This is a genomic window from Streptomyces purpurogeneiscleroticus (genome assembly GCF_020024005.1).
Taxonomy (GTDB): Bacteria; Actinomycetota; Actinomycetes; order Streptomycetales; family Streptomycetaceae; genus Streptomyces; species Streptomyces purpurogeneiscleroticus.
This window is the reverse complement of sequence record NZ_NHSG01000295.1, coordinates 33,791-52,296: the sequence shown is the minus strand read 5'-3', so window position 1 is coordinate 52,296 and position 18,506 is coordinate 33,791. Positions and strand designations below refer to the sequence as shown.

At 70.7% G+C, this 18,506-nt stretch carries 16 protein-coding genes; 12 read left to right on the top strand and 4 right to left on the bottom strand.

What is annotated here, in order from left to right; translation table 11 throughout:
* Both CCS38_RS19150 and CCS38_RS19145 read right to left on the bottom strand, forming a co-directional pair.
* Positions 1–196: carboxyl transferase domain-containing protein (locus tag CCS38_RS19150; RefSeq protein WP_308050835.1), on the bottom strand; the 196-nt coding region annotated here is incomplete at its 3' end.
* A 17-nt stretch (positions 197–213) separates the two neighbouring features.
* Positions 214–1,800, bottom strand: a complete 1,587-nt coding sequence (locus CCS38_RS19145; protein ID WP_223734513.1) for an acyl-CoA mutase large subunit family protein — start codon at positions 1,798–1,800, stop codon at positions 214–216.
* Between the two features lie 102 nt (positions 1,801–1,902).
* Between CCS38_RS19145 and CCS38_RS19140 the strand changes: the two genes are divergently transcribed.
* The 7 genes from CCS38_RS19140 (at position 1,903) to CCS38_RS19110 (ending at position 10,258) form a co-directional block, all read left to right on the top strand.
* The gene (locus CCS38_RS19140; RefSeq protein ID WP_223734512.1) at positions 1,903–2,586 is read left to right on the top strand and encodes a TetR/AcrR family transcriptional regulator; all 684 of its coding nucleotides are present in this window, start codon (positions 1,903–1,905) and stop codon (positions 2,584–2,586) included.
* A 717-nt stretch (positions 2,587–3,303) separates the two neighbouring features.
* Complete coding sequence (locus tag CCS38_RS19135) at positions 3,304–4,938, top strand: ABC transporter substrate-binding protein (protein WP_223734511.1); 1,635 nt, start codon at positions 3,304–3,306, stop codon at positions 4,936–4,938.
* A gap of 41 nt (positions 4,939–4,979) precedes the next feature.
* Positions 4,980–6,002 (top strand): ABC transporter permease, encoded by a 1,023-nt coding sequence (locus tag CCS38_RS19130; protein WP_223734510.1) that lies wholly within the window; start codon positions 4,980–4,982, stop codon positions 6,000–6,002.
* 6 nt (positions 6,003–6,008) lie between these two features.
* A complete protein-coding gene (locus CCS38_RS19125) occupies positions 6,009–6,890 on the top strand; it encodes an ABC transporter permease (RefSeq protein ID WP_223734509.1) in 882 nt (293 codons plus the stop codon).
* A gap of 3 nt (positions 6,891–6,893) precedes the next feature.
* Positions 6,894–7,739, top strand: a complete 846-nt coding sequence (locus tag CCS38_RS19120) for an ATP-binding cassette domain-containing protein (protein WP_223734508.1) — start codon at positions 6,894–6,896, stop codon at positions 7,737–7,739.
* The gene (locus tag CCS38_RS19115; protein WP_223734507.1) at positions 7,732–8,523 is read left to right on the top strand and encodes an ABC transporter ATP-binding protein; all 792 of its coding nucleotides are present in this window, start codon (positions 7,732–7,734) and stop codon (positions 8,521–8,523) included. The genes CCS38_RS19120 and CCS38_RS19115 overlap by 8 nt, the downstream gene beginning before the upstream one ends.
* 97 nt (positions 8,524–8,620) lie before the next feature.
* Positions 8,621–10,258 carry an amidase gene (locus CCS38_RS19110; protein ID WP_223734506.1) on the top strand — a complete coding sequence of 546 codons (1,638 nt, stop codon included), beginning with the start codon at positions 8,621–8,623 and terminating at the stop codon, positions 10,256–10,258.
* 114 nt (positions 10,259–10,372) lie between these two features.
* On the opposite strand, the gene CCS38_RS19105 is transcribed toward CCS38_RS19110, so the two are convergent.
* Positions 10,373–11,017 (bottom strand): fasciclin domain-containing protein, encoded by a 645-nt coding sequence (locus CCS38_RS19105; RefSeq protein ID WP_223734505.1) that lies wholly within the window; start codon positions 11,015–11,017, stop codon positions 10,373–10,375.
* Between the two features lie 85 nt (positions 11,018–11,102).
* Complete coding sequence (locus CCS38_RS19100) at positions 11,103–12,851, bottom strand: molybdopterin-dependent oxidoreductase (protein ID WP_223734504.1); 1,749 nt, start codon at positions 12,849–12,851, stop codon at positions 11,103–11,105.
* A gap of 156 nt (positions 12,852–13,007) precedes the next feature.
* Between CCS38_RS19100 and CCS38_RS19095 the strand changes: the two genes are divergently transcribed.
* Genes CCS38_RS19095 through CCS38_RS19075 form a run of 5 tightly spaced genes read left to right on the top strand, consistent with a single transcriptional unit; the run spans position 13,008 to position 18,454 of the window.
* Entirely contained in the window at positions 13,008–14,294 is a 1,287-nt protein-coding gene (locus CCS38_RS19095) for an NAD(P)/FAD-dependent oxidoreductase (RefSeq protein WP_223734503.1), read from the top strand.
* Positions 14,288–15,049 (top strand): DUF1365 domain-containing protein, encoded by a 762-nt coding sequence (locus tag CCS38_RS19090; protein ID WP_223734502.1) that lies wholly within the window; start codon positions 14,288–14,290, stop codon positions 15,047–15,049. Before CCS38_RS19095 ends, CCS38_RS19090 begins: the two co-directional genes overlap by 7 nt.
* Entirely contained in the window at positions 15,046–16,326 is a 1,281-nt protein-coding gene (locus CCS38_RS19085; RefSeq protein WP_372457116.1) for a class I SAM-dependent methyltransferase, read from the top strand. Before CCS38_RS19090 ends, CCS38_RS19085 begins: the two co-directional genes overlap by 4 nt.
* Positions 16,323–17,618 carry a class I SAM-dependent methyltransferase gene (locus CCS38_RS19080; protein WP_223734501.1) on the top strand — a complete coding sequence of 432 codons (1,296 nt, stop codon included), beginning with the start codon at positions 16,323–16,325 and terminating at the stop codon, positions 17,616–17,618. The genes CCS38_RS19085 and CCS38_RS19080 overlap by 4 nt, the downstream gene beginning before the upstream one ends.
* The gene (locus CCS38_RS19075) at positions 17,615–18,454 is read left to right on the top strand and encodes a DUF1295 domain-containing protein (RefSeq protein ID WP_223734500.1); all 840 of its coding nucleotides are present in this window, start codon (positions 17,615–17,617) and stop codon (positions 18,452–18,454) included. Before CCS38_RS19080 ends, CCS38_RS19075 begins: the two co-directional genes overlap by 4 nt.
* Positions 18,455–18,506 lie beyond the last annotated feature (52 nt).

Sequence of the window (18,506 nt, the reverse complement as noted above, 5' to 3'; positions counted from 1 at the left end):
ACTCGTCCAGCTCGACGAAGGACCCTTCGTCCAGCAGCAGGTCGATCCGCTCACGGGCGGTCAACTTGCCCTTGGCGTGCTGCTTTTCCACGGCCCGCGCGGAACCGGCATGGGTGGCTTCTTCGATACGGCGCTGAAGATCCGCCAGCTTGCCCGCGGTGGTGTGAATGGTGGTGTCGCTCACTGGTTGTTCCATCCCGAGGCTCATCGCTTTTAGAAGGTGTCGTGCGGGACGTGCATGCCCCACACGTCGCGCAGCGCGTGGGAGACCTCGCCGACCGTGGCGCGCAGGCGCAGGGCCTCACGCATCGGGTACAGCACGTTGTCGGTGCCCCGCGCGGCGTCGCGCAGTGCGTCCAGGGCGCCCTCGACGGCGTCGTTGTCACGCTCCTTGCGCAGGGCGGCGAGGCGCTCGCACTGGTCGGTCTCGATCTGGGGGTCGACGCGCAGCGGCTCGTACGGCTCCTCCTCGTCGAGGGTGTACTTGTTGACCCCGACGACGGTCCGCTCCTCGTTGTCGATCTCCAGCGCGATCTTGTACGCGGACTTCTCGATCTCCGACTTCTGGAAGCCCTGCTCGATCGCCGCCACCGCTCCCCCGCGGTCCTCGACGGCCCGGATCAGCTCCAGAGCCTCCCCCTCGACGTCGTCCGTCATCGACTCCACGACGTACGACCCGGCGAAGGGATCGACCGTCTTGGTCACATCGGTCTCGTAGGCGATGACTTGTTGGGTGCGCAGCGCGAGCCGGGCAGCCTTCTGGGTGGGCAGGGCGATGGCCTCGTCGTAGGAGTTGGTGTGCAGGGACTGCGTCCCGCCGAGCACCGCGCCCAGCCCCTGCAGGGCGACGCGGACGAGGTTGACCTCGGGCTGCTGCGCGGTGAGCTGCACGCCGGCGGTCTGGGTGTGGAAGCGGAGCATCTGCGACTTGGGGTTCTCGGCCTTGAATTCGTCGCGCATGATGCGCGCCCAGATGCGTCGGGCGGCGCGGAACTTTGCGATCTCCTCCAGCAGCGTGGTCCGCGCGACGAAGAAGAACGACAGCCGCGGTGCGAAGTCGTCCACGTCCAGGCCCGCGGCGATCGCCGCGCGCACGTACTCCTTCGCGTTGGCGAGGGTGAACGCGATCTCCTGCGCCGGCGTGGCCCCGGCCTCCGCCATGTGGTAGCCGGAGATGGAGATGGTGTTCCAGCGCGGCAGCTCCTGGTGACAGTAGGCGAAGATGTCGCTGATCAGCCGCAAGGACTGCTTCGGCGGGAAGATGTAGGTCCCGCGGGCGATGTACTCCTTAAGCACGTCGTTCTGGATCGTGCCGGTCAACTGGTCGCCGGATACGCCCTGTTCGGCTGCCACCAGTTGGTACAGCAGCAACAGCGTCGACGCGGGTGCGTTGATCGTCATCGACGTCGAGACCTTGCCCAGGGGCAGGCCCTGGAAAAGCGTCCGCATGTCCTCGATCGAATCGATCGCCACGCCGACCTTGCCCACCTCGCCGCGGGCGATGGCTTCGTCGGAGTCGTAGCCCATCTGCGTGGGCAGGTCGAAGGCCACGCTCAGGCCGCCGGTACCCGCGCCGACCAGTTCGTGGTAGCGCTCGTTGGACTCCTTCGCCGTGCCGAACCCGGCGTACTGCCGCATCGTCCACGGCCGGCCGGTGTACATCGTCGGATACACACCACGGGTGTAGGGAAATCTCCCCGGAGCGCCCAGCTTGGCGTCCGCGTCGAAGCCCTCCAGTGCCGAGCCGTCGTAGACCGGCTGGATCGCCAGACCGGACTCGCTCTGCGCAACGGAACCCACGCCAGACTCCCTCCTGGTACTCGATATCACTGTGACGGTACTCAGTACCATCGGCGGTGGCAAGTGGCATCCGGGGCCTGAGACAGGAGAGGATGGGCGCTCATGAGCAAGCCACCTGCGCGGATCCGACTCGCGGACGCCGCATTCGCCCTCTTCGACGAGCGTGGATACGAGCAGACGACAGTCGACGACATCGCCGAACGGGCCGGGCTGGGGCGCACGACGTTCTTCCGGCACTACCGGTCCAAGGAAGAAGTGATCTTCCCCGATCACGACCGGCTGCTCGACCTGATCCGTGACCGGCTGGCCACCTCCAGCCACAGCACCGCACTGGTCACCGTCTCCGACGCCGTCCGCCTGGTACTGCTGCACTACATCGAGGAGGGCGACCTCGCACGGCGGCGGTACGCGCTCACCAGCAAGGTCGCCGCGCTACGCGACCGCGAGATCGCCAGCGTGGCCCGCTACCAGCGGCTCTTTCGGGAGTTCATCGCGGACTGGATGGGCGACCCCACCGAGTCGGCGTCGCTGAGGGCCGAACTCATGGCCGCGAACGTGGTCGCCGCCCACAACCACGTACTTCGTCGATGGCTGAGGGGAGAGTCCTCCGACCCGGTCGCTGAACTGGACGAGGCAATGCGCGAAGTGCTCGCCCTCTTTGCGACGCCCGGTCCTCTGCCGGAGGCCGACGGCGGCACCACGGTCATCGCCTTCAGAACCGGCCAGGACCTCGACGCCCTGCTCCCCTCACTACGGCGCCTCATCGAGGACGACCCACAGAAGTAGGCCGCCGCCTCTGGGCAGGCATGAGAGAAGGCGTTCACTGACACGGAGCCATCCCGCCGGCTCAGGCAAGGTGCAGGCCCAGCGCGCGCTGCTGGTCATCAGCCCGGCCCGGGCGCGGAGCGCATCGAGAGTACGTGGCGTGGTCGGGGATGACCGAGTCGGCGGGCCCCGGTAGTCGGCTTATCCGCGCCCGTCGCCGTCGCCCGGCCAGAGCGCGCCGGCTGTGGCGAAGGCGCCTGCGTAGTGAACCAGACCGGTGGTCCCGTCGTCACCGCCTCCGTCGTCCACCTGCCCAACGACCAGCAGATGGTCGCCGATCACCTGAAGCGTCTGTGCCGCCAAAGGGCCCCCTGACAGGACCGAGTCCGACAGTCGTCCGACAGACCGACCGATCGCGGCAAGAACAGGGGGAAGATTCACATCATCCGGTCCCACAACGGCCTGCCCGTCTCGATAGACATCCAGCCCCCAACATGCACAGCCTCTCGGCCCTCCTGCGCAACGATCGACGCCACGAGCCCACACCGCCCATCACTCCCCCACCCCAACAAACACCCTCAGAAATCAGTCAGTCCCCCACACCTCGCTCCCTGAACAGCCCGGATGACGCCTGCCCGTCCGGAGAGCCGCGTGCCATGCTGTCCCCACAACGCACCTGCTACCGCAGGGCCGGTGCCGGTGCGAAGTACCTGACGTACTGTTCGGGGAGGCTCGATCATGTCGTTGCGGCCCTTCCTGGCTCCTTGTTCCGCTCAGCGCTGGTCGGGGGCGCGCCTGCGGCTGTGTGCCGTGGGAGTGGCCGTCGCCGTGGTGTTGTCGGTCCTGGCGGCCGGCTGCTCCGGTGGGGGTGGTAGGGCGGAAGAGGACGACACCTTCGTGTACCTCTCCCCCAAGGGGCTCGTCACGGAGTGGGACCCGGCCCGTTCGTACTCCGACGAAGTGGTCGTGCTGGCGAACGTGTACGAGACGCTCACCCGTTACAACGCCGACACCCGCCGGACGGAGGGGGTGCTCGCGACCGAGTGGTCCTCGTCCAAGGACCGTCGGACCTGGACGTTCACCCTGCGGGACGGCGTGCGGTTCCACTCCGGGCGGCCGCTCACCGCCGAGGCGGTGAAGGCGGCCATCGAGCGCACCATGAAGCTGAAGGCCAGCGCCTCCTACGTGTGGGACCCGGTGGAGAAGATCATCCCGCTCGGGACGCGGCAGGTCCGCTTCGAGCTGTCCCGGCCGGCGCCCCTGGACATCGCCGCCTCCGCCACGTACGCGGCCTATATCTACGAGGTGATGGACGACGCGGAGGACTACCGGGCCACGGACCGGGGCACCGGTCCGTACACCGTCAGCGCGTGGCGGCCGGGCAGCGAGAACGAGGTGGAGCTGACGGCGTTCGAGGACTACTGGGGTGGCTGGCACGGCAACCGCTACAAGAAGGTGATCTTCCAGGCGGCACCGCAGTCGTCCACAACGGCGCAGCTCATGAGCTCGGGGGAAGGGCACTACGCCGGCGGGCTGCCGCCGCAGCTGGTGGACACCCTGCGCGGCCGGCCGGGCCTCTCCGTGCGGGAACGGCCCTCATGGCAGACCCTTATCGGCCTGCTGAACACCGAGAAGGAACCACTGGACGACGTACGGGTGCGGCGGGCCGTTGTGCTTGCGCTGGACTACGGGGAGCTCATCGCCGCGAGCAGGGGCGCACTCGTACGCTCCGACGGTGTGATCCCGCAGGGCCTGCTCGGGCACACCAACGACCTCGACCTGCCCGGCGACGACCTGGCCGACGACCGCAAGCGTGCGCGGAAGCTGCTGAAGGAGGCCGGGTACGGCCCGGGCAGCGGCCGGACCGTCGAACTGGAGCTGACCTACCCGGCGGGCGACGACACCATCCGCACCCTCGGCGATCTGATGACGGCACAGCTGCGCCCGTTCGGCATAGACCTCGAGGTCCGGGGCCTGACGTGGTCTTCGGCCCAGTGGCCGCGCGCCAAGAACAAGGACCCGGACGAGCGCCAGGACATCTTCGTCATGTACTGGTGGCCGGACGACGCCGAGTCGCTCTCCTACTTCCGCAATGTGTTCCGTACCGAGAAGGAGATCTCCTACAACCTCGCCTACTACTCCAACCCCGGACTCGACCGGCTCATCGACCGGGTCGGCGCACTCACGGCCACCGACCCGGCCCGGGCCGTGCGGACGTACCGCACCATGCAGAAGACCGTCATCGACGACGCGCTCGTCCTCCTGCTCGGTACCACGGTCTACCACCGGGTGCTGAGCAGCGACGTCAAGGGATTCACCGACAACCCGGCCTACGCCAACGTCGTGTTCGTCCATGACCTCACCCACCGCTAGGCCGGGGTGCGGACGTGGTGCGCGCCGGGAACGGCCGCGGAATGCCGGTGCTCCGTTACGCGGCGCGCCGGGCGGGGCTGTCGCTTCTGGTGGCCCTCGGTGTGGTGGTACTGACGTACCTGATCGCCCGCGTGGTGCCCAGCGACCCGGCCGGCGTGTGGGCGGGCCCACGGGCCACGGCCGCCGAACGGGCCCGTATTCGTGGTGAGTTGGGTCTGGATCACCCGGTCCATGAGCAGATCGTCTCCTACGTGACCGGCGTGTGGCGCGGCGACTGGGGTGTTTCCGTACGCACCCACCGCCCCGTGCGCAGTGATCTGTTCGGGCTGCTGCCCAACAGCCTGCAGATGGTTCTCGCCGGGCTGGCCGTCGGGCTCGTCGTGGGGGTGCCCGCGGGGCTGGTCGCGGCGCGGTGGCACGGGCGGTTCCCCGACGCGCTGGTGCGGTTCGGCGCACTGCTGGGTGCTTCGATGCCGGTGTTCTGGCTGGCGCTGCTCCTGCAGATGTTCTTCGCGAGCCGGCTCGGACTGCTGCCGATCGCCGGCAGCCACGACCGCACGGTGCTCACCCAACATCCCGTGACCGGCGTCACCGGCCTGCCGCTGCTCGACGCAGTCCTCACCGGCAACCGGGCAGCGGCCGCCAGCCTCCTCGACCACCTGATCCTGCCCGCCCTCGTGGTGGCCACCTATCCGGCCGCCGTCGTCGCCCGCCTGGTGCGGGCGAGCGTCATGGACGCACTCGGCGAGACCCACATTCAGATGGTGCGCGCCCTGGGCTTCCCCGAGCGCACCGTACTCGGCCGCTTCGCGCTGCGGCTCGCCTGGAACCCGGTACTGCAACTCAGCGCACTGGTCTTCGGATACTCGCTGGTCAACACCTTTCTGGTGGAGGCGGTGTTCAACTATCCGGGGCTCGGGCGGTACGCGGCCGACGCGGTGAAGGCCCTCGACGTGCCGGCCGTCCTCGGTGTGACCCTCCTGGTCGCGTTGCTCTACCTCGCTGCGAACCTGGCCGTCGACCTGGCACAGGCCGCCCTCGACCCACGCATCCGACTGCGGTGATCGCGTATGACGACCTCGCCTTCCCTCTCGCGCCCCTCCCCCACCCGCCGGGCGCCCGGCGCGCTGCGCGGCCGGTCGACGCTGGTACTGGCAGTCGGCGGTCTGCTGCTCATCGCGGTACTGGCGCTGCTCGCGCCCGTACTGGCCCCGTACCCGGAGCACGCGACCGGCGCCACCGACACCGCTCAGGCACTGCGTCCTCCCTCGTCCGCCCACTGGTTCGGCACCGACGAGCTGGGCCGCGACGTGTTCTCCCGAGTGCTGTACGGCGCGCGGATCGGGCCGTTGGTCGCGGTGGTGGTCGTGACGGTCGCCCTGCTGGTCGGTACCGCGACCGGGCTGGTCGCCGGGTACTTCGGCGGGTGGCTCGACGAGGTGCTGATGCGCCTGACCGATGTCTTCCTGGCGGTGCCCGCGCTGTTGCTGGCGCTGGCCCTGACCACGGTGCTGGCTCCCGGTCCGGCCGGGCTGACGGTGGCGCTGGCCGTGACCTGGTGGCCTTGGTACGCCCGGCTGGTGCGCGGCGAAGCCGCGTCGGTGACCGGACGTGCGTACATCGAAGCCTGTCGCGCCCTCGGGCTCGGCCACCGCCGCATCCTGCTCCGCCACGTCCTGCCCAACGCCTCGACCCCGTTGCTGGTGCAGGCTTCGACCGATATCGGCGGGGTCCTGCTCGTCGCCTCCGGGCTGTCCTTCCTCGGGCTGGGTCCGCAGGCGCCGACGCCCGACTGGGGGCTGATGGTGGAACAGTCGCAGAACTACTTCACCACCCACTGGTGGCTCGGCACCTTCCCCGGCCTGGCCATCATGGTGGTCGCGGCGTTGTGCTGCCTGCTCGGTGACGCCCTGCGCGACCGCCTCGACCCCCGGCACACCACCAGGACCTGACCCATGACCACCGCCGACGACACCCCGTTCCTGGACCTGCGCAACCTGCATGTCCGGTACGGCGCCGCCGACAGCTCCCCGGCGGTCCGCATCGACCAACTCACCCTGCTCCGCGGGCAGTTCCTCGGCCTGGCCGGGGAGAGCGGCGCGGGCAAGACGACGGCCGGGCTGACGGTGCTGGGGCTGACCCGCCATGCGGGTGCCCGGGTGACCGGCAGCATCCGGCTGGCCGGCGAGGAGCTGGTGTCCGCGCCGGAACGGCGGCTGCGGCAGCTGCGCGGTACCACCATGGCGCTGATCCCGCAGAACCCGGCCGCCGCGTTCAGTCCGGTACTGCCGGTCGGGACGACCGTACTGCGTGCGCTGCGGCTGCACGGATGCACTCGCGCCGAGGCCCGGCGCCGCGCCACCGCCGCACTGGAGCGCGTGGGGCTGCCCGCCGAACACCTCACCCGCTTCCCGCACCAGCTCTCCGGCGGGCAGCTCCAGCGGGTGGCGATCGCCCTGGCATCGGCCCTGCGGACACGGCTGCTCATCGCCGACGAACCGACCAGCGCACTGGATGTGACGGTCCAGGCGGAGATCTGCGCGCTGCTGGCGGAGCTGCGCGACGCGCACGGGACGGCCGTCCTGTTCATCAGCCACGACCTCGCACTGTTGGCCGGGTTGTGCGACCGGATCGCGGTGCTGCATCACGGGCAGGTGATCGAGGACCGCCCCGCCGCGGAGCTGATCGCCGCGCCGCGGGCCGACTGCACCAGGCGGCTGCTGGCCGCGGTACCCCGGCCGGGCACCCCGGCGACCCCCGGGCCCCGCGACGGGCGCGACGAGGAGGCCGCCGGTGCTTGAGGCGCGCGACCTGACAGTGGTGCACGGCAGTACGGCCGTGGTGGACGGGGTGAGTCTGACGCTGCCCGAGGGCCCGTACGGCCTGGGACTCATCGGCGAAAGCGGTTCGGGCAAGACAACGGTGGCCCGGTGCTTGTCGGGACTGGTGACGCCGACGCACGGCACGGTCCTCTTCCGCGGTGAAAACGTCAACGGTGAAGATGTCAGTGGTGAAGACGTCAGTGGGAAAGACGTCAGCGGGGTGCGGCGGTCGGATGCCTATCGGCGTGCAGTGCAGATCGTCGTGCAGGACACCGAGGGCGCCCTCGATCCCCGTATGCGGGTGGGCACGGTGATCACCGAAGTGTTGCGGGCACACCGGATGGTCCCGCGCGGCACCGAGCGCGGGCGCGTCACCGAACTGCTGGCCGACGTGGGACTGAGCGCCGAGCACGCCGCGCGCTTCCCGCACCAGCTCTCCGGCGGGCAGCGTCAGCGTGCGGCGATCGCCCGCGCCCTCGCGGTACGGCCGCGCTTCCTGATCCTGGACGAGCCGACCAGCGCCCTGGACACGACCGTGCAGGCCCGGATCCTCGGCCTCCTCAACACACTCCGCACCGAGCACCGGCTCTCCCTGCTGCTGATCTCGCACGATCTCGCGGTGGTGGAGCAGCTCTGCCGTTACGTGGTCGTACTGCACCGCGGGCGCGCCGTGGAGGAGGGCCCCCTCACCGACGTGCTGCGCAAGCCCCGGCACCCCGCCACACGGAATCTGCGCGACGCGGTGCCGCGGATTTCGCCGTGAATGGGGGACCAACTCTCCTCAGGGCGCTCGGCGTTGGCAATTGGTGAAGGGGTGGCGGTCTTGCGGTCGGGCCTGGCGGTGTAGTCCGCTACCCGTCATGAGGAACGTAAGAAACAGGAGCACCACCGCGCTGGCCGCCACTCTGCTTGCGTCGTCCCTTCTCGTCGCCGCACCGCATCCACCGGCGGCGGCCACCGATGCCGTTACAGGTGCCGGTACGGGTGCCGGTACGGGTAGTGCGTCGTCGGCCGGTGCCGGCACGCGGCTCGGCATCGACCTCGATACGGTGACGATCCCGGAGCTGCAGGCGCGTATGGGGGACGGTTCACTGACCTCGTCGGCGCTCACCACCGCCTACCTGCACCGGATCAAAACCATCGATCCCCGGATCAACGCGGTGCTGCGCACCGACCCGACGGCGCTGCGCCAGGCCGCCGCCAGCGATGCCCGGCATCGGCGCGGTGCCGTCCGCGGCCCGCTCGACGGCATCCCCGTCCTGATCAAGGACAACGTGAACACCCGCGGGCTGGCCACGACGGCCGGGTCGCTGGCGCTGGCCGGGAAGCCTCCCGGTACCGACGCCGCCCTCGTGACCCGGCTGCGGCAGGCCGGGGCAGTGCTCCTCGGTAAGGCCAACTTGTCCGAGTGGGCCAACTTCCGCGCGGCAAAGCCGACTTCGGGGTGGTCTGCGGTGGGCGGGCAGACCAACAACCCGTACGTACTGGACCGGAATCCGTGCGGCTCCTCCTCCGGCTCGGCTGCCGCGCTCGCCGCGTCGCTGGCCCAGGTGGCGATCGGTACCGAGACGGACGGCTCCATCGTGTGCCCGGCCGGTATGAACGGGGTGGTCGGCCACAAGCCCACCCTCGGCCTGGTCAGCCAGGACGGCGTGGTGCCGATCTCCGCCGAGCAGGACACCGCGGGCCCCATGGCCCGCAACGTGATCGATACCGCGCTCACCCTGTCGGTGATCAGCGATGGGCGCATCGCGCGTGCCGGCGGTGCCGCCGGCCTCACGGACGCACTGCCCCGCCCCGACGGCCTGCGGGGCAAGCGCATCGGCCTGTGGCGGCTGCCCTCGCTCGGGCCGGAGGTGGATGCCCTCATGACTCGTACGGCGAAGAAGCTGCGCGCGGCAGGGGCCGAGGTCGTCGAGGTGACACCGCCGTATCAGAAGCGACTCGCCGAACTCGAATTCCCTGCGCTGCTGAGCGAGTTCCACCGGGACATCGACGCCTATCTCGCCACCCGCCACGGGCCGCGGGATCTCACCGGGCTCATCGACTTCAACCGCACCCACCCCGCGGAGCGGACGTGTTTCGCCGGACAGGAGCTGTTCGAACAGGCCCTCGCCGCGCCGTCGACCACCGACCCGCAATACCGGGCCATGCGTGCGGAGCTGACCGACCTCTCCCGGCGTTCCATCGACGAGACCATGGCCGCCCACCGGCTCGACGCCATCGCCTCGCCGACGAACCCGCCCGCCTGGACGACCGACTGCGCACGCGGCGACAACGACGTGATCCCGTCCTCCACCCCGGCGGCCGTCGCCGGCTACCCGTCCTTGTCGGTCCCCGCCGGCTTCGTGGGCGAGCTGCCCGTCGGCGTGCTGCTGATGGCCGGTGACCGCCAGGACGCCGAACTGCTCTCGCTCGGCGCGTCGGTGGAACACCGGCTCGCCGCATGGCGGGCACCGCACTACCTACCGTCGGTGGGCGGCGACGCCAGCCGGTGACCCAGGAGCCGCCGGCGCCACTCGGCAAGCGATCGCCCCCTGCTGCGGTGGAAACGCCGTAGCAGGGGGCGAATCAGTAGCGTCGCGTCGTTCCGGGGCCGTTGGGCCTTGGGGTCACGTCTTCGGCATCAGGACGTTGTCGATGATGTAGACCGTGGCGTTGGCCGTGGGCACGTTGCCGCAGACCACCTTGGCACTGTCGTTGACCGTGTAGTTCGTGCCGGAGCCGGAGGTGGTGAGCTCGCTCTTCTCCAGGGTGGGGTACGAGCCGTTCTCCAGCTGCTGCGGTGTGAGCTTCTGGCCGACGACGTGGTAGGTCAGGATCTTGGTGAGCTGCTCCTTGTCGTTGAGGACCTTGTTGAGCTGGTCCTTGGGGATCTTGTCGAAGGCGTCGTTGGTGGGCGCGAAGACCGTGATGTTCTTCGCGTTGTTGAGCGTGTCGACCAGGCCGGCCTTCTTCACGGCGGTGACCAGTGTGGAGAGGGCGGGGTTGTTGGAGGCGGCGGTGGCGACCGGGTCCTGGGCCATGCCGTCGAAGCTGCCCTTGCCGTCCTTGGGTACGGAGGAGCATGCGGGGCCGAACGGGCCCGACATGGCGCTCGCTCCGCCGCTTCCCTCGGACTGCTCCGCCGAGGAGCTGCTGGAGGGCTCGGACTTGCCGCTGTCCCCGCCGGAGCAGGCGGCCAGCGAGAGGGGCAGTGCGACAGCCGCGGTGAGGGCCAGGGCGGCGCGACGGATGGTGGTGATGGTGGTGTTCATGGTTGTCTCCGGAGAGGTGGTCACGACGGGTGATTGCCTGAGGTGACGGTTGATTGCCTGAGGTGGGAAGCGCGGGGTCAGGTGGTCAGGTCACGGTGACCACCACCGAGTGCCAGCCGGAGGCCCCGTTGGGGATGGGCCGGGCGCGTTTACCGGTCTGGGTGTAGCCGGTGCGGTCCGTGGCACGGACTTCGAGGGTGTGGGTGCCGGGTCGGGCGGGCCATTCCCACAGCCACTGGCGCCAGGTGTCCCGGGGGCCTTCGGTGGCCAGTGTGGCCTGCTGCCAGCGGCCGCCGTCGACGCGTACCTCCACCCGGTCGATGCCCTTGTGCTGGGCCCAGGCGACGCCGGCGACCGTGACAGTGCCGGCCTTGACCGAGGCGAACGGCTTCGGAGTGTCGATGCGGGACTGTGTCTTGATGGGGGCCTTGCGTGCCCAGCTCCGCTTGACCCAGTAGGTGTCGTACGCGTCGAAGGTGGTCAGTTCGATGTCCTGGATCCACTTGCAGGCCGATACGTAGCCGTACAGGCCGGGAACGAGCATCCGGGCCGGGAAGCCGTGGATGAACGGCAGCGGCTCGCCGTTCATACCGACCGCGAGCATCGCGTCGCGGCCGTCCATGACCGTCTCCACCGGGGTCCCGATGGTCATGCCGTCCACGGAGCGGGCGACGAGCTGGTCGGCCGGCCCGCCCTGGGACGGCGGCCGCACGCCCGCCTCGCGCAACAGCGCCGCCATCGGCGCTCCCAGCCACCGGGCGGAGCCGACGTACGGCCCGCCGACCTCGTTGGACACGCATGTCATGGTGATGTCGCGTTCGATCAGCTCCCGCCGGAGCAGGTCCTGGAAATCCAGCGTCAGGGGCGTGGTCACGCCCTTGCCGTGGATGCGCAGCCGCCAGCGTCCGGCGTCCAGGCGCGGGACGGTCAGGGCGGTGTCGACGCGGTAGAAGTCGCGGTTGGGGGTGGTGAAGGGGGTCAGCCCTGGTAGCCGCTCGTCGACCCCGCGCGGCAGTTCTGGCGCGGGCGAGGCGGGAGCGGGCAGCCGGACCGCGGCGCGGGAGGCTTCGGCCTCGGCGGCCGTACCCGCGTTCAGGCCGCGTCCCAGGGCCCCTGCCCCGGTGGAGACGACCGCCACGGCACCGGCACCGAGGAGGAAGCCTCTGCGTCCCGGTCCACCGGCGGACGCTGCGTGCTGCGCGCGGCCGGCCGTGTCCGTCGGCGGCTCCGGTGCCGGTGCCGACCCCGGCTCCGGCTCCGGCTCCGGCTCCGGCTGCGATTCCAGCTTCGGCTCCGGTTCCGACTCCGGCTCCGGCTCCAGCTCCGGTTCCGGCTCCATCCGCGGCTCCCCGGTCCGCTCCGGACGGTGGGTGCCGGCAGCGAGCCGCCCGACGAGCCAGTACAGCACGCCTGCTCCGACGAGCGCGCCGACCAGCGACGGGATCGCGTCCCACGCCTCCGTCGAGTCGGGCCTGCTTGTCGCGGCGAGTGCTCCCACCACCCCGACGACGAGCACGCCGAGGGAGGCGGTACGCCGTACGCGGGTCGCGAGGACGCCGAGCGCCATGGCGAACAGTGCCAGTACGGCCAGGATGCCGAGCTGCAACACCAGCTTGTCGTGGGTGCCGAACTGGCGGATCGCCCAGTCCTTCAGCGGCGCGGGAGTGCGGTCGATGACCGCACCGCCCACCGCGGTGACCGGACTCGCCTCGGGCCTGACGGCGACGGACACCAACTCGGCCACGGCCAGTGCCGCGTAGCCGGCCAGCAGTCCGCTCACCGCCGCTGCGGCGGTCCGCGCCGCCGCCCTTCCTCGTGTACTCACACCCTGCATTCGGAGCCGCTGGGCAGGCGGATTGGCCGATCACCCGACCGGGTGAATTCCGCTGCTGTCCTCGCAGGTCACGCCCGAGCCGACCAATCCGTACCCGGCACGGCTCCGAATCACAGGGACAGGCGTGCCCATGCGCGCCGCTGCGAAGGGAGTGACATGAGGGACCGACGGCGGCGGACGGCCGTGGTGGGCAGCGGGATCGCCGGGCTGACCAGCGCGTACATCGTGAACCAGGACCATGAGGTGACCTTGTACGAGGCGGACGGGCGGCTGGGCGGCCACGCCCATACCCACGACCTGGCCTCGGCCGACGGCCGGATACACCGGGTCGACTCCGGGTTCATCGTGCACAACGCACGCACCTATCCGAACCTGCTGCGGCTCTTCGACGAGCTGGGCGTGGCGACCCAGCCGTCCGAGATGAGCATGTCGGTACGGTGCGAGGGATGCGGCCTGGAGTACGCGGGCGCGCGTGGCCCTCGCGGGCTGTTCGCCCAGCCCCGCAACGCCCTCAACGGCCGCTTCCTGCGGATGCTCGCGCAGGTGCCGGTCTTCCACCGCAAGGCGCGGGAAGAACTCGCCGGGGTGGCGACGGGCGCCGCCGATGGCTCCGGTGACCGGACGTTGGGCGAATTTCTCGGCAGGCACCGGTTCAGCCCGTACTTCGTCCAGCACTTCGCCGTGCCCCTGGTCTCGGCGGTCTGGTCGTGCGCGCCGGGGACTGCGCTGGACTACCCGGCCCGCTATCTCTTCCGCTTCCTGGACCATCACGGGATGCTCTCGGTGGGCGGCTCGCCGGTCTGGCGGACCGTGACCGGCGGCTCACAGGCTTACGTCGAGCGCATCGCCAAGCGGCTCCACGCCGTGCACACCGCGACCCCGGTTCGTTCGGTCGCCCGCTGTGCCGACGGCGCCCGGGTCACCACCGAGGACGGCACGACCACCACCTACGACGCGGTGGTGCTGGCCGTCCACCCGGACCAGGCGCTGCGCCTCCTCGCCGAGCCGACCGTACAGGAACGCCAGGTCCTGGGCGCCTTCCGGTACTCCCGCAACCCGACCGTGCTGCACACCGACACCTCGCTCCTTCCCCGGGCCCGCGGAGCCCGGGCCTCGTGGAACTACCTGCTGCCCACCTGCGCGGCCACCACCGGATACGTCCGCGTGAGCTACGACATGACCCGGCTCCAGCGGCTGGACGCTCCGGAACAGCACGTCGTCACACTCAACGACGACGGCAGCATTCCCGCACAGCGCACGCTCGCCCGCATGGTGTACGAACACCCCGTCTACACCCCGGAGTCGGTCGCCGCGCAGCGACGACTGCCCGAGCTGAACGACTCGGTGCTGGCCTACGCGGGGGCCTATCACGGCTGGGGGTTCCACGAGGACGGCTGCCGTTCGGGGGTCGCGGCCGCCCGGTCCCTGGGAGTGGCATGGTGACCCGATCCGGCCCGGCACCGATACCGGCACCTGTACCGGCGCTGTATCCGAGTGTCGTCACGCACGTGCGGACCCGCCCGCGGCAGTACGCCTTCAGGCACCGCACGTACCTCTGGCTGGTCGATCTCGACGCTCTGCCCCGGCTGCCCCGGCTGCTGCGGTCGCTCGCCCGCTTCGAGTCCCGCGACCACTTCGGCGGCGGGCAGCCCACCGTCCGGGCCGGGTTGGAGGCATTTCTCCAGGCCCGCGGGATCGCGTTGGACGGCGGGCGGGTACTGATGCTCGCCAACGCACGGGTCTTCGGGCACGTCTTCAACCCACTGTCGCTCTACTGGTGCCACGCGCCGGACGGCGCGCTGCGTTGTGTCGTGGCCGAGGTGCACAACACCTACGGCCGGCGGCACTGCTATCTGCTGTACACCGACGATCAGCAACGGGCGCGGACAGCCAAGGAGTTCTACGTCTCGCCGTTCTTTCCCGTGGACGGCGGCTACGAGATGCGGCTGCCCCTGCCGGACGCGCGGCTCGATCTCGCAATCCATCTCGACGGGGAGGAGGGACGGCGACTGACGGCCACGGTGCGCGGCACGCGCCGGCCCGGTACCGCCCTCGGCCTCCTCCGTACCGCGGTCCGCAGCCCCTGGTCCACCGCTGCCGTCTCCCTCGGCATCCGGGCGCACGGCATCCGGCTGTGGCTGCGCGGACTGCCCGTCCGGCCCCGCCCCCGCCACCGACCCCAGAAAGGCATGAAGTGAGCACGCCCGATACAAGCGCTCCGACGTTCGACCCCATAGACTCCAACTCCCCTGCTTCTGAAGCATGTTGGCCGGACGTCGTCGCCGTGCCCGACTGCTCCGCCGCGCGCGCCGCGGTCGCTCAGTGGATCATCGAGCGCGCCCTGGACCGGCTGCCGCTGCGCGTGGCCATGGGCGAAGGCCGGCTGCTGGGCACCGGCGGCCCGCTGATGGAGGTACGCGCCCCCGAGGCGTTCCTCCGGCGGATCGCCGCGTACGGCCTGATCGGTTTCGGTGAGTCGTACATGGCGGACGAGTGGGAGGCGGAGGATCTCACCGGCGTGCTCACCGTGCTGGCCGAGCACATCACCACCCTTGTGCCCGCCCCGTTGCAACGGTTGCGCCGCTGGTGGGCGGCGCGCCGGCCGGCCGCCGAACGCAACACCGCCGACGGTGCGCGCGCCAACATCCAACGCCACTACGACCTGTCCAACGACCTCTTCGCCACCTTCCTGGACCCCACCCTCACCTATTCCTCCGCCGTCTTCGACCACCTGCCGGCCGACTGGTCCCAGCTCCGGGAGGCGCAGCACCGCAAGATCGACCGGCTGCTGGACCTGGCAGGCGTCGGTCCCGGCACCCGGCTGCTGGAGATCGGTACCGGCTGGGGTGAGCTGGCGATCCGGGCTGCCGCACGAGGTGCGTACGTCCGCTCGGTCACCCTCTCCGCCGAACAGCGTGACCGGGCACTGCAGCGTGCTCGGGCGGCGGGGCAGCAGGACCGGGTGTGCGTCGAGCTGTGCGACTACCGGGAGGTGACGGGTCGTTACGACGCCGTGGTGAGCGTCGAGATGATCGAAGCGGTCGGTGCCGAGTACTGGGGGGAGTACTTCCGCACGCTGGACCGGGTGCTGTCCCCCGGCGGCCGCGTCGCGCTCCAGGCGATCACGATGGCACATGAGCGGATGCTGGCCACCCGCGCCACCTACACCTGGATCCACAAGTACATCTTTCCCGGCGGCATCATCCCCTCGCTGCGCGCGATGGAGGACACCGCCGCCGCGCACACGTCACTGCGCCTCACCCACTGCACCGGGTACGGCCCGCACTATGCGGAAACCCTACGGCTGTGGCGGGAGCGCTTCGTCCAGCACGCCGCCGATGTCGATGCGCTGGGGTTCGACGCCGTCTTCCGCCGGATGTGGACCTTCTACCTCGCCTACTCCGAGGCCGGCTTCCGCTCCGGCTACCTCGATGTCCACCACCTCCAGCTGACCAAGAACGGAGCCGCCCGATGACCCCCGTCGCCCAGCGCCTCGCCCCTCTCCTGGAGAGCTTCCTCGGCGGCCCGGTCCCGGTACGGATCCGTGCCTGGGACGGCAGCGAGGCCGGCCCGGCCGACGCTCCCCTCGTCCGCCTGCGCTCCCGCCGGGCACTGCGCCGGCTCCTGTGGCAGCCCGGCGAACTCGGTCTCGCCGAGGCATACATCAACGGTGAGATCGACATCGAGGGCGACCTCGCGGACGGGCTTCGTGCCATCTGGCGGGCCGCCCGGGAGACCGGCCTGTCCGCACGCCGGCCCCACCCTGCCGGGCTGGCCCGCGCCGCCCTCACCGCCGTCGGACTCGGTGCGTTCGGCCCGCCGCCGCCCGCTCCCGGCAGCCGCGCCCGGCTACGCGGCCGCCTGCACAGCACCGACCGCGACCGAGCCGCGATCAGCCACCACTACGACCTCACCGCGCGCTTCTACGAACTGTTCCTGGATCCGTCCATGGCGTACTCCTGCGCCTACTGGAGCGATGACGACCCCGACTACACGCTGGCCGACGCCCAGTACGACAAACTGGAGCTGATCTGCCGCAAGCTGGCGCTGGAACCGGGCGCCCGGCTGCTGGACATCGGCTGCGGCTGGGGCTCGCTGGCCCTGCACGCCGCCGAACACCACAAGGTCCGGGTCACCGCGGTCACCCTGGCCCGCGCCCAGTACACCGCCGTCCGCGAACGGGCCCGGGAGCGCGGACTGGACCACCTCATCGACGTCCAACTGCGTCACTACCGCGACATCGCGCCCGGCCGCTACGACGCCGTCGCGACCATTGAAATGGGCGAGCACGTCGGTGACGCCGAATACCCCGCCTTCGCCACCCAGCTGCACGACATGGTCCGCCCGCACGGCCGGGTCCTGATCCAGCAGATGTCGCGGGGTGTCAACGCGCCGGGCGGCGGCCCGTTCATCGAGACCTACATCGCCCCCGACATGCACATGCGCCCCCTCGCCGACACCATCGGCCTGCTGGAGCGGGCCGGACTCGAAGTGCGCCACACCGAATCGCTGCGCGAACACTACGTACGGACCATCGAAGCCTGGCACCGCACCCTGGAGGACCGCCGGCAGGACGCGGTGGACCTGGTCGGCCCGGTCACCGCCCGGGTGTGGCGGCTGTACCTGGTTGGCGGCGCGCTTGCCTTCGAAGAACGCCGGATGGGCGTCGACCAGATCCTGACCGTACGGCCTGACGCGCGCGGCGGCTCCGGTAGTGGACCGGCCACCGCGCCACCGGCCTGGCACCGGACGGCGGGCGCGCGATGACCGGCTTCGCCTGGGGTGCGTTCGGCTGGAACCTCGCGGCCGTGGCCGGCGCGGCGCTCGCCGTCATGCTCGGCACCTTCGCCCTCGCCCTCCGCCGCGGACTGCACCGGATCGTGGACGTCGCCTGGGGCCTCGGCTTCACCGCCGTGGCCCTGACGACCTACGGGCTGTCGGCCGGGGTGGGGGACGGCGGCCGACGCCTGCTGGTCACCGTGCTCACCGCCGTCTGGGGGCTCCGGCTGGCCTTCCACATCGCCCGGCGCGGGCGCGGCCACGGTGAGGACCCTCGCTACGAGCGGCTGCTCGCCAAGGCACCGGGCAGCCGCACGGCCTACGCCCTGCGCACCGTGTACCTGCTGCAGGCCGGCCTGGTCTGGTGCGTGTCACTGCCCGTCCAGGCCGCACAGTACGCACCGGGCCCCCTCGGCCCGCTCGCCGCCGCCGGGGCCGCGGTGTGGCTGCTCGGCCTGGCCTTCGAAGCGATCGGCGACGCCCAGCTGTACCGCTTCAAAGCCGACCCGGCCAACCGCGGGAAGATCATGGACCGCGGCCTGTGGTCCTGGACCAGGCACCCCAACTACTTCGGGGACTTCTGTATCTGGTGGGGGCTCTTCCTGATCGCCTGCGACGCCTCGGTGGCAGCCGCCGGTGTCGCGGTGGCCGGCCCGCTGGTCATCTCGTACCTGCTGACCCGTGGCAGCGGGAAAGCCCTGCTCGAGCGACACCTGGCCGACCGGCCCGGCTACGCCGAGTACCGGGCCCGCACCAGCGGCTTCGTACCCCTGCCGCCGGCGCTGTCGAGGCGACTGCGACGGACGGTGCTGCCCCGCTCCTGAAAATGCCGCGGCCCGGCGGGTTCTTCCCCGCCGGGCCGCGGTCACTGTTTCG